General features: G+C 66.8%; 20 protein-coding genes. 10 read left to right on the top strand and 10 right to left on the bottom strand.

Features of this window, described 5'->3' with window-relative positions; all coding sequences use genetic code 11:
* Nucleotides 1-314: 314 nt before the first annotated feature.
* Genes OXR60_RS18805 through OXR60_RS18795 form a run of 3 tightly spaced genes read left to right on the top strand, consistent with a single transcriptional unit; the run spans nucleotide 315 to nucleotide 3152 of the window.
* A complete protein-coding gene (locus tag OXR60_RS18805) occupies nucleotides 315-1976 on the top strand; it encodes a nitrite/sulfite reductase (RefSeq protein ID WP_267397540.1) in 1662 nt (553 codons plus the stop codon).
* A gap of 2 nt (nucleotides 1977-1978) precedes the next feature.
* The gene (locus OXR60_RS18800; protein WP_267397538.1) at nucleotides 1979-2407 is read left to right on the top strand and encodes a DUF934 domain-containing protein; all 429 of its coding nucleotides are present in this window, start codon (nucleotides 1979-1981) and stop codon (nucleotides 2405-2407) included.
* On the top strand, nucleotides 2400-3152 hold the full coding sequence (locus OXR60_RS18795) for a phosphoadenylyl-sulfate reductase (RefSeq protein WP_267397537.1): 753 nt from the start codon (nucleotides 2400-2402) through the stop codon (nucleotides 3150-3152). The genes OXR60_RS18800 and OXR60_RS18795 overlap by 8 nt, the downstream gene beginning before the upstream one ends.
* 121 nt (nucleotides 3153-3273) lie before the next feature.
* Here OXR60_RS18795 and OXR60_RS18790 read toward each other — a convergent pair whose 3' ends face one another.
* Genes OXR60_RS18790 through OXR60_RS18775 form a run of 4 tightly spaced genes read right to left on the bottom strand, consistent with a single transcriptional unit; the run spans nucleotide 3274 to nucleotide 8020 of the window.
* Nucleotides 3274-3978 (bottom strand): NTP transferase domain-containing protein, encoded by a 705-nt coding sequence (locus OXR60_RS18790; protein WP_267397536.1) that lies wholly within the window; start codon nucleotides 3976-3978, stop codon nucleotides 3274-3276.
* Nucleotides 3978-5069, bottom strand: a complete 1092-nt coding sequence (locus tag OXR60_RS18785) for an inositol-3-phosphate synthase (protein ID WP_267397535.1) — start codon at nucleotides 5067-5069, stop codon at nucleotides 3978-3980. Before OXR60_RS18785 ends, OXR60_RS18790 begins: the two co-directional genes overlap by 1 nt.
* Entirely contained in the window at nucleotides 5066-5929 is an 864-nt protein-coding gene (locus OXR60_RS18780) for a CDP-alcohol phosphatidyltransferase family protein (protein WP_267397533.1), read from the bottom strand. Before OXR60_RS18780 ends, OXR60_RS18785 begins: the two co-directional genes overlap by 4 nt.
* A gap of 42 nt (nucleotides 5930-5971) precedes the next feature.
* Nucleotides 5972-8020 carry an NAD(+) synthase gene (locus OXR60_RS18775; RefSeq protein ID WP_267397532.1) on the bottom strand — a complete coding sequence of 683 codons (2049 nt, stop codon included), beginning with the start codon at nucleotides 8018-8020 and terminating at the stop codon, nucleotides 5972-5974.
* A 92-nt stretch (nucleotides 8021-8112) separates the two neighbouring features.
* Here OXR60_RS18775 and OXR60_RS18770 point away from each other — a divergent pair, with 92 nt between their 5' ends.
* From OXR60_RS18770 to OXR60_RS18760, 3 genes are read left to right on the top strand one after another with little or no spacing between them, the layout of a single operon-like run.
* Nucleotides 8113-8409 carry an autorepressor SdpR family transcription factor gene (locus OXR60_RS18770; RefSeq protein ID WP_267397531.1) on the top strand — a complete coding sequence of 99 codons (297 nt, stop codon included), beginning with the start codon at nucleotides 8113-8115 and terminating at the stop codon, nucleotides 8407-8409.
* On the top strand, nucleotides 8406-8780 hold the full coding sequence (locus tag OXR60_RS18765; protein WP_267397530.1) for an ammonium transporter: 375 nt from the start codon (nucleotides 8406-8408) through the stop codon (nucleotides 8778-8780). The genes OXR60_RS18770 and OXR60_RS18765 overlap by 4 nt, the downstream gene beginning before the upstream one ends.
* A 30-nt stretch (nucleotides 8781-8810) precedes the next feature.
* A complete protein-coding gene (locus tag OXR60_RS18760) occupies nucleotides 8811-9158 on the top strand; it encodes an ArsC family reductase (RefSeq protein ID WP_267397529.1) in 348 nt (115 codons plus the stop codon).
* Nucleotides 9159-9215: 57 nt separating this feature from the next.
* Here the strand turns inward: OXR60_RS18760 and OXR60_RS18755 are convergent, their stop codons facing one another.
* Nucleotides 9216-10709 (bottom strand): replicative DNA helicase, encoded by a 1494-nt coding sequence (locus tag OXR60_RS18755; RefSeq protein ID WP_267397527.1) that lies wholly within the window; start codon nucleotides 10707-10709, stop codon nucleotides 9216-9218.
* A 101-nt stretch (nucleotides 10710-10810) separates the two neighbouring features.
* On the opposite strand from OXR60_RS18755, the gene OXR60_RS18750 reads away from it, so the two are divergent.
* From OXR60_RS18750 to dcd, 4 genes are all read left to right on the top strand, one after another.
* Nucleotides 10811-11293, top strand: coding sequence for a UPF0262 family protein (locus OXR60_RS18750; protein WP_267397524.1), 483 nt, complete (start codon nucleotides 10811-10813; stop codon nucleotides 11291-11293).
* Nucleotides 11294-11303: 10 nt separating this feature from the next.
* Nucleotides 11304-11981: a GH25 family lysozyme gene (locus tag OXR60_RS18745; RefSeq protein ID WP_267397523.1), complete on the top strand. Its 678-nt coding sequence runs from the start codon at nucleotides 11304-11306 to the stop codon at nucleotides 11979-11981.
* Nucleotides 11978-12460 (top strand): cytidine deaminase, encoded by a 483-nt coding sequence (locus OXR60_RS18740; RefSeq protein WP_267397522.1) that lies wholly within the window; start codon nucleotides 11978-11980, stop codon nucleotides 12458-12460. The genes OXR60_RS18745 and OXR60_RS18740 overlap by 4 nt, the downstream gene beginning before the upstream one ends.
* Nucleotides 12461-12831: 371 nt before the next feature.
* The gene (gene dcd, locus OXR60_RS18735) at nucleotides 12832-13386 is read left to right on the top strand and encodes a dCTP deaminase (RefSeq protein ID WP_267397521.1); all 555 of its coding nucleotides are present in this window, start codon (nucleotides 12832-12834) and stop codon (nucleotides 13384-13386) included.
* Between the two features lie 417 nt (nucleotides 13387-13803).
* Here the strand turns inward: dcd and OXR60_RS18730 are convergent, their stop codons facing one another.
* From OXR60_RS18730 to OXR60_RS18710, 5 genes are all read right to left on the bottom strand, one after another.
* Nucleotides 13804-14172 carry a tetratricopeptide repeat protein gene (locus OXR60_RS18730; protein WP_267397520.1) on the bottom strand — a complete coding sequence of 123 codons (369 nt, stop codon included), beginning with the start codon at nucleotides 14170-14172 and terminating at the stop codon, nucleotides 13804-13806.
* Between the two features lie 202 nt (nucleotides 14173-14374).
* On the bottom strand, nucleotides 14375-14803 hold the full coding sequence (locus tag OXR60_RS18725) for a biopolymer transporter ExbD (RefSeq protein ID WP_267397519.1): 429 nt from the start codon (nucleotides 14801-14803) through the stop codon (nucleotides 14375-14377).
* A gap of 45 nt (nucleotides 14804-14848) precedes the next feature.
* A complete protein-coding gene (locus OXR60_RS18720) occupies nucleotides 14849-15319 on the bottom strand; it encodes a biopolymer transporter ExbD (RefSeq protein WP_267397517.1) in 471 nt (156 codons plus the stop codon).
* A gap of 87 nt (nucleotides 15320-15406) precedes the next feature.
* On the bottom strand, nucleotides 15407-16201 hold the full coding sequence (locus OXR60_RS18715; protein ID WP_267397515.1) for a MotA/TolQ/ExbB proton channel family protein: 795 nt from the start codon (nucleotides 16199-16201) through the stop codon (nucleotides 15407-15409).
* Nucleotides 16202-16268: 67 nt separating this feature from the next.
* A partial coding sequence (locus tag OXR60_RS18710) for an energy transducer TonB (RefSeq protein WP_267397513.1) occupies nucleotides 16269-16700 on the bottom strand: 432 nt, incomplete at its 5' end.

Raw genomic sequence — 16700 nt, 5'->3', positions numbered from 1 at the left:
GACTTTGAAACCCACCGACCCCGCCGCGGGAAGCTGGGTGATATGAGTGATCCACGCGAAGGCGCGATGGCGCGACAAGGTGATTGTTCGCGCAGAGGCGCGGAAAACGCAGAGACGGCAGGCCCGGCTGCGTCAGCAGCCCTCTATGCCTCGGCTCGGCTAATGGCCGACGCGCTGACCCGCACACCGTTTTCTCTGCGCCCTCTGCGCCTCTGCGCGAACCACTTCTTAGCGCCGTCGCGCCTTCGCGCGAACAACCTCATCTCCGCGTCTCCGCGTCTCCGCGCGCACCAAAACATCCGGGCCACTCACTGATGTACAAGTACGACGAGTATGACCAGTCGATCGTCGACGCCCGGGTCGACGAGTTCCGCGACCAGGTCGCCCGGCGCCTGTCGGGCCAGCTTACCGAGGACCAGTTCAAGCCGCTGCGGCTGATGAACGGCCTCTATCTCCAGCTTCACGCCTATATGCTGCGCGTCGCCATTCCCTATGGCACGCTCGACAGCCGCCAGATGCGCATGCTCGGCCATGTCGCGCGCACCTACGATCGTGGCTATGCGCATTTCACCACCCGGCAGAACCTCCAGTTCAACTGGATAAAGCTCGAGCAAACCCCTGATATCCTGGCCGAACTGGCGACGGTCGCGATGCATGCCATCCAGACCAGCGGCAATTGCATCCGCAACATCTCGTCCGACCAATATGCCGGTGCCGCGGCCGACGAGGTCGCGGATCCGCGCCCCTGGGCCGAGCTGATCCGCCAGTGGAGTACCTTCCACCCCGAATTCACCTACCTGCCGCGCAAGTTCAAGATCGCGGTGATCGCCGCCGCCGAGGATCGTTCGGCGATGCGGCTCCATGACATCGGCATCCAGCTGCTCGAGCAGGATGACGTGCTCGGTGCACGGATCTACGTCGGTGGCGGCATGGGCCGCACGCCGATGATCAGCCATCTGATCCGCGACTTCGTCACCGCCGACGAGCTGATGAGTTATCTCGAGGCCTGCCTGCGCGTCTACAATCGCTACGGCCGGCGCGACAACATCTACAAGGCGCGGATCAAGATCCTGCTCCACGAGATCGGCCCGGACGAATATCGCCGCCAGGTCGAGGAGGAATTCGCCCTCGTCCGCGCGCTCGGCATCGATCCGCCGGTCGCCGAGCTCGAGCGGATCACCGCCATGTTCGGCAGCCCGGCGTTCGAGGCCCCCGCCGCCACGCCGCTCGACCGCAGCGATCCCGATTTCGCGGTCTGGCTCGATCACAATGTCGTCGCCCACAAGCAGCCCGGCTATGCGATCGTCAACATCAGCCTCAAGCCGATCGGCGGCATCCCCGGCGACGCCTCGGCCGATCAGATCGACGTCATGGCGGATCTGGCAGAACGCTTGTCTTTCAATGAGTTACGCGTCACCCACGCGCAGAACATCGTGCTCCCGCATGTTCATATGCGCGACCTTAGCGAAGTTTGGCATGCGCTGGTCGACGCCGGCCTCGCCGAGGCGAACCTCGATCTCATCACCGACATCATCGCCTGCCCCGGCCTCGATTACTGCAGCCTCGCCAATGCCCGCTCGATCCCGCTTGCCCAGAAGATCGCGACCCGCTTTGCCGATCCGGTCCGCCAGCGCGACCTCGGCGAGCTCAAGCTCAAGATCTCGGGCTGCATCAACGCCTGCGGCCATCACCACGCCGGCCACATCGGCATCCTCGGCGTCGACAAGAAGGGCACCGAGAACTACCAGCTTTCGCTCGGCGGCTCGGGCGCGGAGGACGTCAGCCTCGCCAAGATCACCGGGCCCGGCTTCGACGAGGATGGCGTGGTAGACGCGATCGAGCGGGTCACCGACACCTATCTCGCGGTCCGCGACAAGGGCGAGCGCTTCCTCGACACCTATCGGCGGGTCGGCTTCGAGCCGTTCAAGGAAGCCATCTATGGCGCGCGCGTCGCCACCCTCGAGGCGGGCGAGTGACCATGGCCGACAGCTTCCTGCGCTTCCGCGACGACGAGCCGCATGACGAGCCCGCCGTCACCCTCGACGCCTTCCTCGGCCAGTCCAACGCCACCGCGGTGCGGCTGGAGGCGGGCGAGGACGCCCGCGCGCTGCTGCCGCAGATCGGCCAGCTCGCGCTTGTCGAGGTCAGCTTCCCCACCTTCCGCGACGGCCGCGGCTATTCCGCCGCCCGAGTGCTGCGCGAGGCCGGCTATACCGGCGAGCTGCGCGCGGCGGGCGACGTGCTGGTCGACCAGTTGCCGCTGATGCGCCGCTGCGGCTTCGACAGCTTCGCCCCCGAGGCGCCGATCGACGAGGCCACGCTCGCGCGCAGCCTCGCGCGCTATCCCACGCCCTATCAGCCCGCCGCAGACGGCCTCACCCCGGTCTGGAAGCGGCGGCATGGCTGAAGCCGCCCGCCGCCTCGACACGATCGACGTCGCCCCCGCCTTCACCCCCGCGCACGCGGCGGCGCTGCAGGCGCAGTTCGATGGCGTGCCGGCGCCGGCGATGCTGCGTACGCTGCTCACCGGCCTGCTCCACGGCCGCACCGCCGCGGTGTCGTCGTTCGGCGCCGAATCGGCGGTGCTGCTGCACATGGTCGCGGGGATCGATCCTGATCTGCCCGTGATCTTCACCAACACCCAGAAGATGTTCGGCGAGACCCTCGCCTATCGCGACGCCCTCGCCGAGCGGCTCGGCCTCACCGACTTGCGCGTCTACCGCCCCGATCCGGCAATGCTCAAGAGCCGCGACCGGCTCGGCGAACGCCACGCCTACGATCCCGATGGTTGCTGCGCGATCCGCAAGGTCGAGCCGCTCGCCCGCGCGCTGAGGCCGTTCGATGCCTGGATCTCGGGCCGCAAGGGCTTCCAGTCCGGCACCCGCACCGCGCTGCCGCGGATCGAGGAGGATCACGGTCGCCTCAAGCTCAACCCGCTTGCCGACTGGACCAAGGCGGCGCTCGACGGCTATTTCGAGGAGCACGATCTGCCGCGCCATCCGCTGGAGGCGCAAGGCTATCTGTCGATCGGCTGCGCGCCCTGCACCACCCAGGTGAAGCCCGGCGAGGACCCCCGCGCCGGCCGCTGGCGCAACTTCGCCAAGGTCGAATGCGGCATCCACGCACCGACCAGCTACGATCCGGCGATCTGATCCGATCGACACCGCCTCTTACCGTTCGTGCTGAGCCTGTCGAAGCACTGTGGGTCTCATGCCCTTCGACAGGCTCAGGGCGAACGGTAGCGAGCAGGTCGGCCGGCGGCTAAGCTTGCGATCAGGCCGCCAGCTTGGCCAGCCAGCCCTCGGCATGCGCAAAGGCCGGCGCGTCATCGACATCCAGCCACGACAGGTCGCTGCAATCCACCGTCCGCGCGCGTCCCTCGGCCGCGAGCACGCGCACGCCCTCGGTCAGCGACGGGCTTGCCAGCCCCTCGAGCGCCGCGAAGAACCGCGGCCCTACCGCGAACACGCCGGTATCATAGCAATCGTGCGGCTCCAGGCCCTTGCCGATCGCGACGATCGCCTCGCCGCGCGTCGCGACGCAGGTGACGTCGAGCGGATCCACCCAGGGGTGGCCGAGCCGCCGGTCGATTCCCAGTCGCAGCCCATCGCCGGCGCCGGCGCGCGCCAGCCGCCGGTAGTGGCGCGGCTGCACCAGGTGATCGCACATTGCCATCACCGCCCCCTCCGGGCCGATCAGCGCGCGCGCCGCCAGCGCCGAGACGCCATTGGGCTGACGATAGTCGGTCAACACCGTCGCCACTTCGAGCGGCCAGGCGCGGGTGGCGAGATGGTCGGCGATCGCCTCGGCACCATAACCCAGCGAGACGATCGCGCGGGTCAGGCCGGCTGCCGCCATGCCCTCCAGCGCGCGATCGATCAGCGGCAGCCCCGCCACCGGGCAGAGCGGCTTATACGGGGTGACGTCACGCAACCGGCTGCCCTCACCGGCAGCGAGGAGCAGGCCGGTGGTGATCATCAGGCGGCCTTGATGAACTCTTCGACCGCGATCTGCGCGAGGTCGTCGGTCATCTGGTGGCGCGGATGCTTGCAGAAATAGGCCGAGGCGGGATCGATCACGCCCGAGATGCCGCGGTCGCGTGCGATCTTGGCGCAACGGATCATGTCGATCGCGACGCCGGCCGAATTGGGGCTGTCCTCCACCGACAGGCGCAGTTCCAGGTTCATCGGCACGCCGCCGAACAGCTGGCCTTCCATGCGCAGGAAGCAGACCTTGTTGTCGTTCTGCCAGGGCACATAGTCCGACGGGCCGATGTGGACGTTGTCGTCGTCCATCCGCTCCGCCGCGACAGACTGCACCGCCTCGGTCTTGGAGATCTTCTTCGATTCGAGCCGGCGATGGTTGGACATGTTGAGGAAGTCGGTGTTGCCGCCGGTGTTGAGCTGGTAGGTGCGATCGAGCTTGACGCCGCGCTTGGCGAACAGGTCGGTCAGCACACGGTGGACGATGGTCGCGCCGAGCTGCGCCTTGATGTCGTCGCCGATGATCGCGACGCCGGCATCCTCGAACTTCTTCGCCCACACCGGGTTGGAGGCGATGAACACCGGGATGTTGTTGACGAAGGCAACGCCCGCCTCGATCGCGCACTCGGCGTAGAATTCGGTGGCTTCCTGGCTGCCGACCGGCAGGTAGTTCATCAGCACGTCGGCGCCGCTCTCGCGGAGCTGGCGGACGATGTCCTCCTTGCTCGGCTGGGCGTCATTGGCGACGACGAAGGTGCGCTCTTCCTTATAGTCGGCCATATGCTCGGCGACGCCGTCCAGCACCGCGCCCATGCGCACGATCGTGCCAGTGGCGGCGACGTTGGGCGCGAACACCGCGGTGCAATTGGGCTTGGCAAAGATCGCCTCGGCGACGTCCTTACCCACCTTGCGCGTATCGACGTCCCAGGCAGCGACGACCTTGATGTCGCTGGGCTTATAGCCCGCGACTTCCCAATGCATCAGCCCGACCTGGTCGTTGCGACCTTCGCTGTAATATTCGAGACCTTGGACGAGCGAGCTCGCGCAATTACCGATGCCGACAATGGCGACATTGATGCTCTTCATGAATGACCCTGTTCGCTTGAAAAGAAGATGGAGGTGCGGGCGTCGGCGTGCACGAAGCTGCGTTCGACGGCGCGATGTCTGCTGATGCCGATCGCCGCGACGGCGGTCAGCGGGAGGATCTCGAACCACCAGAACAGGCGGGGATTGCCGATCAGGCATGACAGGCAGATCACCCACACCCGCATGTTGGCGGTGAGGAGATATTGGAATCGCATCACCGGCACCGCACGCTCGGCGTACAGACGGCCGGTCTCGACCGGATCGGCGCTGGCGGCAAGGCGGCGCTCGAACGGGATGGCGACGCGATCGAGGCTGCCGGCGACGCTGTCGTAGAGCCTGACCAGCCACGGGCCATTTGGCTGTGGCGGCACCACCAGCGCCTGGCCGCGAACGCGGCGGTGGAAGCGCGCACGCTCGCCCTCGTAGAGGCTCGACTGTACGGCATGGGCAATGCCGGCGAGGATCGTCAGCACCCAGGCCTCAAGCGTGCCGATCGAGGCGGCCAGCGAAATATAGATCAGCGCGAACACGCCATGGTCGCACAGGCCATCGAGCGCGCGGCCGAGCGCGCTTGCAGTCTTGGTCGCGCGCGCGATCATCCCGTCGAGGCCGTCGGCGACCAGCCACGCGACCGAAAACACCAGCCCGACCAGCGCCAGCGCAGGGTGCGCCTGCCAGTTCGCATAAGCGATCGCGGCAGCAACGCCACAGCACAGCCCGATTACCGACACCGTGTTGGCCGAGATGCCGCGCGCCAATGCGAGCGGCAGCAGCGCGTGCGACGCGGGGTGGATCAGATACAGATTAGATGGGTCCTCGATCCGGCGATCGCGTGAGCCATCCCGGGGAGGCGGTGTCATCAGAGCTTCACAATGCGCTCCGCCGCGCGCCAGCGCAAGACGTTACGGCACGTTCCGCCGCAACTCGTCGAGCCACGCCGCCGCCGTACCATCCGACGGCGCCCGCCAGTCGCCGCGCGGGCTGAGCGCCCCGCCCGCCGAGACCTTGGGGCCGTTGGGAATTGCCGAGCGTTTGAACTGGCTGAGCTGAAAGAAGCGGGTGAGGAACCGCTCCAGCCAATGCTTGATCGTCGGCAGATCATAAGCGACGCGGGCATCGGCGGGAAAGTCCGCCGGCCAGGCGCCCGCCGCCACGTCGCGCCAGGCATGCCACGCCAGAAAGGCGATCGCCGACGGCGCCAGGCCGTGGCGGATCACATAATGGGCAAAGAAGTCGTTGAGCGCATAGGGGCCGATCATCGATTCGGTGCTCTGCAGCGCACCGCTGGCATCCGCCGGTACCAGCTCGGGCGAGATCTCCGTCGAGAGGATGCCATCCAGCACCCGGTTGGTCTCGTCATCATATTGGCGGTCGCGGATGCACCAGCGGATCAGGAACTGGATCAGCGTCTTGGGCACGCCGGCGTTGACCGCATAATGGCTCATCTGGTCGCCGACGCCGTAGGTGCACCAGCCCAGCGCCAGCTCGGAGAGGTCGCCGGTGCCGAGCACGATGCCGCCGCGCTGGTTGGCGAGGCGAAACAGGTAATCGGTACGCAGCCCCGCCTGCACATTCTCGAAGGTGACGTCATACACCGGCTCGCCGCACCCGAACGGATGGCCTATGTCCGCGAGCATCCGCTGCGCCGTCGGGCGGATGTCGATCTCCTCGGCGGTGCAGCCGAGCGCGCGCATCAGCGCCCAGGCATTGCCTTTGGTGGTGTCGCCGGTAGCAAATCCCGGCATGGTGAAGCCGAGAATGTCCGCGCGCGGCCGCCCCAGCCGGTCCATCGCCTTGGCGGCGACGATCAGCGCATGCGTCGAATCGAGCCCGCCCGAGACGCCTATCACGATCGTCTTTGCCCGCGTCGCGGCGAGTCGCTTGGCGAGCGCCTCCACCTGGATGTTGAACGCCTCGTAGCAATCCGCGTCGCGCTTGGCGGGATCGTTGGGCACGAACGGGAAGCGCCGGATCGCTCGCTCCAACCCCACGTCGGTGAGCGCTGTCTGGTGCGCGAAGCCGATCCGGCGGAACCGAGTCTCCGGATCGCCGGCGGCCCGCGCGGCATCGTTGAAGGTGCCGGTGCGCAGCCGCTCCTGGACCAGCCGGCCGACATCGACGTCGGCGATCGCCAGCTCGGGCTCCTGCACGAACCGCCGCGACTCGACGAGCAGCTCGCCGAGTTCGTGGACGAAGCCCTGCCCGTCCCAGGCGAGATCGGTGGTGCTCTCCCCGGGCCCCGCCGCCGCATAAACATAGGCGCACATCGCCCGCGCCGATTGCGACGCCGCCAGCATCATCCGCTCGCGCGCCTTGCCGATCACGATGTTGGACGCCGACAGGTTGCAGCAGATCGTCGCGCCGGCGAGCGCACCGGCGGTCGACGGCGGAGTCGGCGCCCAATAATCTTCGCAGATCTCGGCGTGGAACACGAAGCCCGGCAGATCGCTCGCGGCAAACACCAGGTCGGTGCCGAACGGCACGGTCTGCCCGGCAACCTCGATCTCGAGCCCGGTCAGCCCCACCCCGGCGGCGAACCAGCGCTTCTCGTAGAATTCGCGATAGTTGGGCAGGAAGCTCTTGGGCACGACGCCGAGGATCCGCCCGCGCGCGATCGCGACGGCGCAGTTGTACAGCCGCCCGTTGCGCACCAGCGCCGCGCCGACCAGCAACACCGTCGCCAGCGTCTCGCTCGCCGCCGCCACCGCCGCCACCGCCGCGTCGGTCGCCGCCTGCTGCGCCGCCTGCAGGTGCAGGTCGTCGAGCGCATAGGAGGTGAGATTGAGCTCGGGGAACACCATCAGGTCGACACCACGCTCGGCACCGCGCTGCGCCAGCGCGATCGTCGCCGCGGCATTGGCCGCGGTATCGCCGACGCTCGCGAGCGGCGTCGCCGCCGCGACGCGGACCAGGCCATGGGCGTGGATCGAATGGAAAGGATGGCTCGTCATGTGACGCTGGTAATCCCGTTCCCGGCGTCACGCCACCACCCGATCGCGGGGCGCGGCTTGACTCAATTCGTCGTTTTGCTAATTATCGAATCATGAGTCAGGTGTTCAAGGCCTTGTCCGATCCGACCCGCCGCCGGGTGCTGCAGCTGCTGCGCCAGGGGCCGTTGAGCGCGGGAGCGCTGAGCGATCAATTCGACGTTTCCAAGCCTACCATGTCGGCGCACTTCGCGCTGCTCAAGGAGGCCGATCTGGTGCACGCCGAGAAGGTCGGCAAATCGGTGCTCTATCATCTGAAGCTGTCGGTGCTCGAGGAAGCGCTGCTCGGCTTCATCGGGTCGTTCGGGTCCGGCGTCGAGACGTCGGCGCCCGCCAAGGAGGCGGTACGATGAACAGGGAAATCGTCGGAAGTTTGGCCTGGGCCGGTGGCATCGTCGCGACGGCGCTGGCCGCGAGTCTCGCGCGCCACCTCGGCTATGTCGATGGCGACACGGTGACGCGGCTGGTGATTGGCCTCAATGGCCTGATGATCGCCTGGATGGGCAATCGCATGCCCAAGCGGTTCGTCCCGAGCGCCTGCGCGCGGCAGTTGCGCCGGGTGACGGGCTGGTCACTGCTGTTGAGCGGGCTCGTCTATGCCGGGCTCTGGGCGTTCGCTCCCATTCCGGTCGCCGTGACCGGCGGCTGCGCCGCGGTTGGCGGCGGCCTGATCGTGACGCTAGGCTATTGCCTGTCGTTGCGCAGCCGGGCCCGCGCAGGCTGAGTTCCATCGATCAACGGGAGAGACGTGCCGGTGACCATGACCATGTACGGCATCAGCAATTGCGACACGATCAAGAAGGCCCGCGGCTGGCTGGACGGCCACGATCTTGGCTATGACTTTCACGACTATAAGACCGCGGGGATCGATCCTGCGCGCCTCGCGGGCTGGGTAGACCGGCTCGGCTGGGAGGCGCTGCTCAACCGCGCCGGCACCACCTTCCGCAAGCTGCCCGACGCCGACAAGACCGCCATCGACCGCGACAAGGCGATCGCGCTGATGGTCGCCAGTCCGTCGATGATCAAACGCCCGGTGCTCGAACACGGCGAGACGCTGCTCGTCGGCTTCAAGCCGGACGCCTATGAGGCCGCGCTGGGCTGATCGCCCCCTACCCCTGCTCCTGCTCGTGCTTCCGCCACCGCAGGAGCACGGGCCGCCTCAATATTCCGCCAGGTCCGAGAAGCGCGTGATCGTCGGATCGAACTTCATCCGCACCTTGCCCGTCGCGCCGTGGCGCTGCTTGGCGACGATCAGCTCGGCGAGGCCGTAGACCCGCTCCATCTCGGTCGCCCAGGCGGCATGATCCTCGAAGATCTTGGCGCTGTCGCCCTCTGTCGGCCGCTTGGGCTCCTTCGACGCGACGTAATAATCCTCGCGGTACACGAACCACACCATGTCGGCGTCCTGCTCGATCGACCCCGATTCGCGCAGATCGGAGAGCATCGGCGTCTTGTCCTCGCGCTGCTCGACCGCACGGCTGAGCTGCGACAGCGCCAGCACCGGCACGTTCATGTCCTTGGCCAGCGTCTTCAAACCACGGCTGATCTCGGAGATCTCCTGCACGCGATTCTCGTTGCCGCCCTTGCCGCTACCCGACAGCAGCTGCAGGTAATCGACCACCACCAGCCCGATCTCGTTGTTGTGGCGCCGCTGCAGCCGGCGGACGCGGGTGTGCAGCGCGCTGATCGAGAGGCCGCCGGTGTCGTCGATAAACAGCGGCAAATTCTCGAGCTCGGCCGCGGCGGCGGCAAGCTGGCCGAACTCGGCCTTGCTGATCTTGCCCATGCGCAGGCTTTCGGAGCTGATCCGCGCCTGCTCGGCGAGGATACGCGTCGCCAGCTGGTCGGCGCTCATCTCCAGGCTGAAGAAAGCGACCTTGGCACCCACCGAATCCTTGGGCGCGATGCCGTCGGCCATGTCGCGCATCCAGCGCCGCGCGGCGTTGAACGCAATGTTGGTGGCGAGCGACGTTTTGCCCATGCCCGGGCGGCCGGCGAGGATCATCAGATCCGAATGATGCATGCCACCGATCTTGGCGTTGATGCTGTCGAGCCCGGTGGTGACACCCGACAGATTGCCGCCCGAATTGAGCGCCCGCTCGGCCATCTTCACCGCCGCGGTGGTCGCCTGGGCAAAGGTCTTGGTCTGGCTCTCGGTCGCGCCGTCGCCGGCGACCTTGTACAATTCCTCCTCGGCCTGCTCGATCTGGCTGCGCGGATTGACCTCCTCCGAGGTGTCCATCGCCCGCTCCACCAGCGTGCGCCCGACGGTGACGAGCGCGCGCAGCATGGCGAGATCGTAGATCTGCTGCGCGAACTGGCGCGCGCCGATCAGACCGGCGCCAGAGCCCGTCAGGCTGGCGAGATAGCCGGGACCGCCCAGCTCCCTCATCGCCTCATCGGCCTCGAACATCGGCCGCAGCGTCACCGGGGTCGCCAGCATGTCGTTGGCGCGCAACGTCTTGATCGCGGCGAAGACGCGGCCGTGCAGCGGCTCGAAGAAATGCACCGGCTCCAACCGGTCGACCAGATCGTCGGCAAGGCGGTTGTCGATCATCATGGCGCCGAGCATCGCGGCCTCCGCCTCGACGTTGCGGGGCAATTGAGGTGCTTCGGCGGGAGCCGCCGGCGTGGGGAATGCAAGTGTGGCCATGCCCCGGGTCTTACGCGCGGGCGGCCGGTTCGCTCAACCCGCGCTGCGGTGGAATGATGGGGATAAGTGACAGTCTCGTGGTGGCTCGCTATCGACCGGCGATGGCCGATCCGCGGATCATCGACGTCGAACTGGACGAACACAGCCTCGGCTGGCGCTCGGCCGACATCGAGCAGGAGCGCCGGATCGCGATCTTCGACTTGATCGAGGGCAATCACTTCGCGCCGCAGCGCCCCACCCCCGATGCCTATGCCGGTCCGTACCGGATCAAGCTTGAATCGGAGGAAGGCCGGCTCGGCATCCACATGTACCGCGAGGACCGCACGCACATCGAGACGCTGGTGCTCGCGCTCGGGCGTTTCCGCCGCCCGATCAAGGATTATTTCGCGATATGCGACAGCTACTATCAGGCGATCCGCGCCGCCTCCCCCCAACAGATCGAGACGATCGACATGGCCCGCCGCGCCCTCCACAACGAAGCGGCCGAGCTGCTCCAGGCGCGGCTGGCCGGCAAGATCGAGGTCGATTTCGATACCGCACGGCGCCTGTTCACGCTGCTGTGCGTGCTGCACCTGCGCGGCTGAGGGGCTGACCATGGCCTATGGCATCCTCAAGGCGGCGGGCATCCTCGGCGGCCTGGGCCTGCTCGGCATCGCCGGCTGGAGCGTCGCGATTGACTGGCATCCCGCCACCAAGCAATATCCGCTCCAGGGCATCGATCTTGGCGAGAACCCCGGCGAAATCGAATGGGGCACGGTGCGCGCCCGCGGCGCCGACTTCGCCTATCTGGTCGCGACCTCGGGCGCCGATCGCCGCGATCCCGGCTTCGAGGCCAACTGGGCGGCGCTGCCCGACGCCGGGCTGCGGCGCGGGGCAGTCCACATCTATTCACTCTGTCAGGCGGCGGGCGACCAGGCCAATGCCTTCAATGCCTTCGTGCCGCGCAGCGCCGATGCGCTGCCCACCGCGGTCGATGTCAGCTTCCACGACGATTGCACCGCGCGCCCGGAACGCGCCGTGCTGGTCGGCGAGCTGCAGCGCTTCGTGCGGATGGTGGAAACCCACACCCGCAAGCCGGTGATGCTGCGCATCGCCAAGCCGGTGGAGTCCACCTACCAGCTCTCCGCCGCGATCGACCGCCCGACCTGGGCAATCGCCAATGTGTTCGCGCCGACCTATGCAGCGCGGCCGTGGCGGATGTGGCGCGCGAGCGACTTCCGCCACATCGACGGCATCGAGGGACCGGTGAATTGGGACGTAGTGGCACCATGAACAAGATCGACACCAACCCGGACGCGGACGGCGCCGCCGACGCCCGCCGCTTGGTCGCTGCCGCCCGCGCCGCCGCGCTCAACGCCCATGCGCCTTATTCACGCTTCGCAGTCGGTGCCGCGCTGTTGATGACCGACGGCAGCCTGATCACCGGCGCCAATGTCGAGAATGCCAGCTACGGCTTGTCGCTCTGCGCCGAGACGGTCGCGATCGCCACCGCCAGTGCCGCCGGACGCCTGCGGGAGATCGTCGCGATTGGCGTGATCGGCGGTGCCATGGATGCCGATGGGCGCGCCACTGGCACCTCGCCGGTCAGCCCCTGCGGCCGCTGCCGCCAGGTGATCAACGAGGCCGCCCAGCTCGGCGGTCGCGACCTACCGGTCCACTGCGGCGCCGCCGAAGGCGATGCGATCACCAGCTATCGGCTATCCGAGATGCTCCCGGCCGCCTTTGGTCCTGCCGATCTCGGCATTGGATGATCGTCACGTGAAACCGTCATCCCAGCGAAAGCTGGGATCTCGCGCGGCGGCGCGGCACAGATGCGGCGAGATACCCCAGCTTCCGCTGGGGTGACGGCGCGGCGCTAGGCGACGACAACTTCGCGCTCGAAATAGGTTCACGTCGCCCCCGGACGGCGCCGGCCCACCTCGTCAGCCCGGACTTGTTCCGGCATCCCCCTCCCAGGGGCACGAGTCCGCGAATCGAGCCGCACAGTTAAAAACAGGTCCTCGGTGACGATCGGACCACGATGAACCGGTCGCCACACCATTTCTCGCCAGCGCTGCCCGACCACCGATACTTGCCCTCTCTCCCGATCCGGGCAAAGACCCACGCCGAAAGGGAGCCAGTCATGTCCATCCTATCCGATCGCTGGATCCGCGAGCAGTCGCTGGCCAACGGCATGATCGAGCCGTTCGTCGACGGCCAGAAGCGTGACGGGGTCATCAGCTACGGCCTGTCATCCTACGGCTATGACGCGCGCGTATCCGACGAATTCAAGGTCTTCACCAACATCGACAGCGTGATCGTCGATCCGAAGGATTTCGCCGCCAACAGTTTTGTCGACCGCAAGACCGATTGCTGCATCATCCCGCCCAACAGCTTCGCGCTCGCCCGGACGGTGGAATATTTTCGGGTACCGCGCGACGTGCTGGTGATCTGCCTCGGTAAGTCGACCTATGCCCGCTGCGGGATCATCGTCAACGTGACGCCGCTCGAGCCCGGCTGGGAAGGCCATGTCACGCTGGAATTCTCTAACACCACGCCGCTACCCGCCAAGATCTACGCCAACGAAGGCGCCTGCCAGTTCCTGTTCCTGCAAGGCAACGAGCCATGCGAGATCAGCTACGCAGACCGCGCCGGCAAATATATGGGCCAGCAGGGCGTGACCCTCCCGCGGCTGTGACATGACGCGCGCCACCGCGGGCCGCGCCGACATCGTCGCGGCCCGCCCCGGCTCCCTCTAACCCGTCATACCAGCGACCGCTGGTATCTCCCGCCGTCGCGCGAGCAGCCGCATCAAGCACCGATGCCCGTCAGCGATCCACCCGGCTCCGCGGCACATGAGGCCAACGAAGGTAAGCCCCTGAGCGCGCTGGCTGCCTAAGCCCACCCAGCCGTCCCAATTCACGGGGCGACCAAATGCCACAAACTGTCGGCGTGGGACACGTGGTGCCATGTCGAGCGAGGACGCGCCCGTATCCGTCATGCCAGCGACCGCTGGCATCTCCCGCCTTACGCCACGATCTCACCAAGCACCGACGCCCGCCAGTCACCCGACCAACCCGGCCGCGCCGCACCACGGCTTGGCCCGCCCCAAACCTCAGCGCGCCGCCTGCTCGACATCGCCCAGCCGCGCCAACCCGCGCGCTGCGACCGCGTGCGACGAGACGGTGGCGCCGGACACCACGTCCATGTCGAGCGCCGGCTGCCGGAGCACGGCGCGATACAGCGCCCGCGCCTCGGCGGCACGACCGGCCTGAGCATAGGCTGTGGCGAGGTTGAGCATCAGTTCGGGCCGCTCGGGGTAAATTCGCCGCTCGGCTTCGAGTTGCTTGGCGGCGTGGGAGTAATTGCCCGCGACGATCGCCTGATAGCCGTTGCGATCCATCGACTGGGCGGCGGCCGCCGTGCCGCCGAGGATGGTGAGGCCGGCGGCAATCACGGCCGCTGCATGGGTCACAATGCGCATTGCACCAACTCCTTGCTGCACCCTCCATTTAGTGGAAGGTTTCGTTTTTGTGACACTGGTGTGTCACTTACGAGACAGTGCAGCAAGCGGATTCCATCGTCGTGAATGGCATGGTGGCGGGAACCGGCGCTGGACCGCAGGCACGAAAAAAGGGCGGCCCCGAAGGACCGCCCCATCATCGTTCGTCTGTATGTCGCGCGACTTAGAAGTCGTTGCGATACTGCTCGTTGCCGATGAAACCGAGCTTGGTCACGTTGGACCGCTTGATCACCGCCAGCGTGCGATCGACCACCTCGTAGCGGGCGGTCGGGTCGGGCTGGAAGTGAAGCTCCGGCTCGGGGTTCATCGCCGTCGACGTATCGAGATACTGGCGCAACGTGACCTCGTCGACCGGTGCGCCGTTCCACGACACGGTGCCGGCGGCATCGATCGTGACCTTGTTCTTCTGCGCATCCACCGGCGGCTTCACCTGACGCGGATCGTTGACCGGCAGGTCGACCTTCACCGCGTGCGTCTGGATCGGGATGGTGATGATGAACATGATGATGAGCACGAGCAAGACGTCGATCAACGGCGTCATGTTCATTTCCATCATGGGTTCGCCGTCGTCCGACCCTCCACTCATTGCCATATCAAATTACTCCTGATGTGCCGCAGCTGTTCTCGCCTGATCGGCTCAGCCGCCGCCCGGGGGCGGTTCGGAAATGAAGCCGACCTTGGCGAACCCGGCCATCTGCATCGTGTAGATGGTCCCGCCGATGCACTTGTACGGCGTGTTGACGTCGCCGCGGATGTGCGCCTCGGGCAGTTCGAGATCGGGGTTGCCGACGCCGCCCTGACGATCGATCTCCGCCTTGAGCTTGGCGACTGCCCGGTCGAGCAGTTCCTTGCTGTTGACGGGTGCGGTGCCCCAATAGACGGCGCAACCGCCGGCGCCGTTCTGCGTCACCGACAGCGACACATTCTCGGGCTTGGTCGTGGTCGGGTCGAAGCGCACGTCGGGAAGCTTGAGCTTCACCGCCTGCACCACCACCGGCACCGCGATCAGGAAGATGATGAGGAGCACCAGCATGACGTCGACCAGCGGCGTCGCGTTGATGTCCGACATCGGTTTATCGGGGTTATCCCCAGCAGCGCTCATCGCCATGTGCGAGCTATCCTATCCATTCATCGTCGCCGCCCCTCGAAAGGGCAGCTGATGGGGCCACCGTCGCCGGCGGCCCCATGAGTCGTCTTATGCGCGGGTCGAGGTCACGCCACCGGTCTGACCGGCAGTGGTGGTCGACGTCGGCTTCACCGGCGCCTTGGTGGGCGTGCCGATCGACGGACGGACGGCGCCGCCCGAGGCCAGATAGCCGAGCACGTCGTTCGAGAAGGCCGACAGGTCCTCTGCGATCGACTTGTTGCGGCGCTGCAGCCAGTTGAACGCGAGCACGGCCGGAACCGCGACGACCAGACCGAGCGCGGTCATGATCAGTGCCTCACCGACCGGACCGGCGACCGTGTCGATCGACGCCTGGCCAGCCGCACCGATCTTGATCAGCGCGCGGTAGATGCCGATCACGGTACCGAACAGACCGATGAACGGAGCCACCGAACCCACCGTCGCGAGGAAGGCGAGACCGCCACCCAGCTTCGAGTTGATCGCGGCTTCCGAACGCGCCAGCGAGCCGTGCAGCCAGTCATGCGCCTCGACCGGATCGGTCAGCTTGGCATGCTGGTCCTGGGCTGCGAGACCGTCGTCGACGATCTGCTTGTAGGCCGAGTTCTTCTCGAGCTTGGCCGAACCCTCACGCAGGTTGGCCGAGTTCCAGAAGCCCTGACGCACGCGCTTGGCCTGGTTCATGATCTTCTGCTGCTCGAACAGCTTCGAGAACAGGATGTAGAAGGAGGTGATCGAGAAGATCACCAGGATCGTGAACACGGTCTGCGAGATGAGGCCGCCTTCTTTGAGCGCGGAGCCAAGGCCATATGGGTTGTTGGCCTTGCCTGCCGCCGCGCCGGCCGCGGCGAGAATGGTGGTGAGCATCTTAGGTTAATCCCTCTCGTTCGTTCGGAAGCGGCGCCCCGGCCCAAGGCCGGAGCACCTTTCAAGATCAGTTTTCAAGCTGCCAGCGGATGCCGGGCAAGGTGGTCGTGGAGGCGATCGCCGTCCCGTTCGTGTCCTTGGCCGGGTTGAACCGACCACGACGCTTCGCGAGGCTGCACGTTGCCGCATCCAGATCCGCATTGCCGCTGCCCGACGTCACCCGACAGTCCGCAACGCGGCCGCTGGGATCGATGTTGAGCACCACCGTGACGCGACCCTCTGCCTGGGCGCGACGCGCGGCAGGCGGATAATCGTCGTTGGTGAACCACGAGCCCGGCTGACCCTTCGGCGACACGCCCACCGCAGCCCGCGCAGGGGGTGCAGGCGCAGCGGCCGGCGGCGATGGCGGCGCCGGCGGCGCTGCAATCGGGGTCATGACGATCGAAGGCGGCGGCGTAGATACCGTCTGAATCACCACGGGGGGCGGGTTCGGATTCTG

It is taken from the genome of Sphingomonas sp. GC_Shp_5 (assembly GCF_026540855.1).
In the GTDB taxonomy this organism is placed as follows: domain Bacteria; phylum Pseudomonadota; class Alphaproteobacteria; order Sphingomonadales; family Sphingomonadaceae; genus Sphingomonas.
Note: the sequence above shows the minus strand (reverse complement) of the source record. Positions and strands in the feature narration are given on the sequence as shown.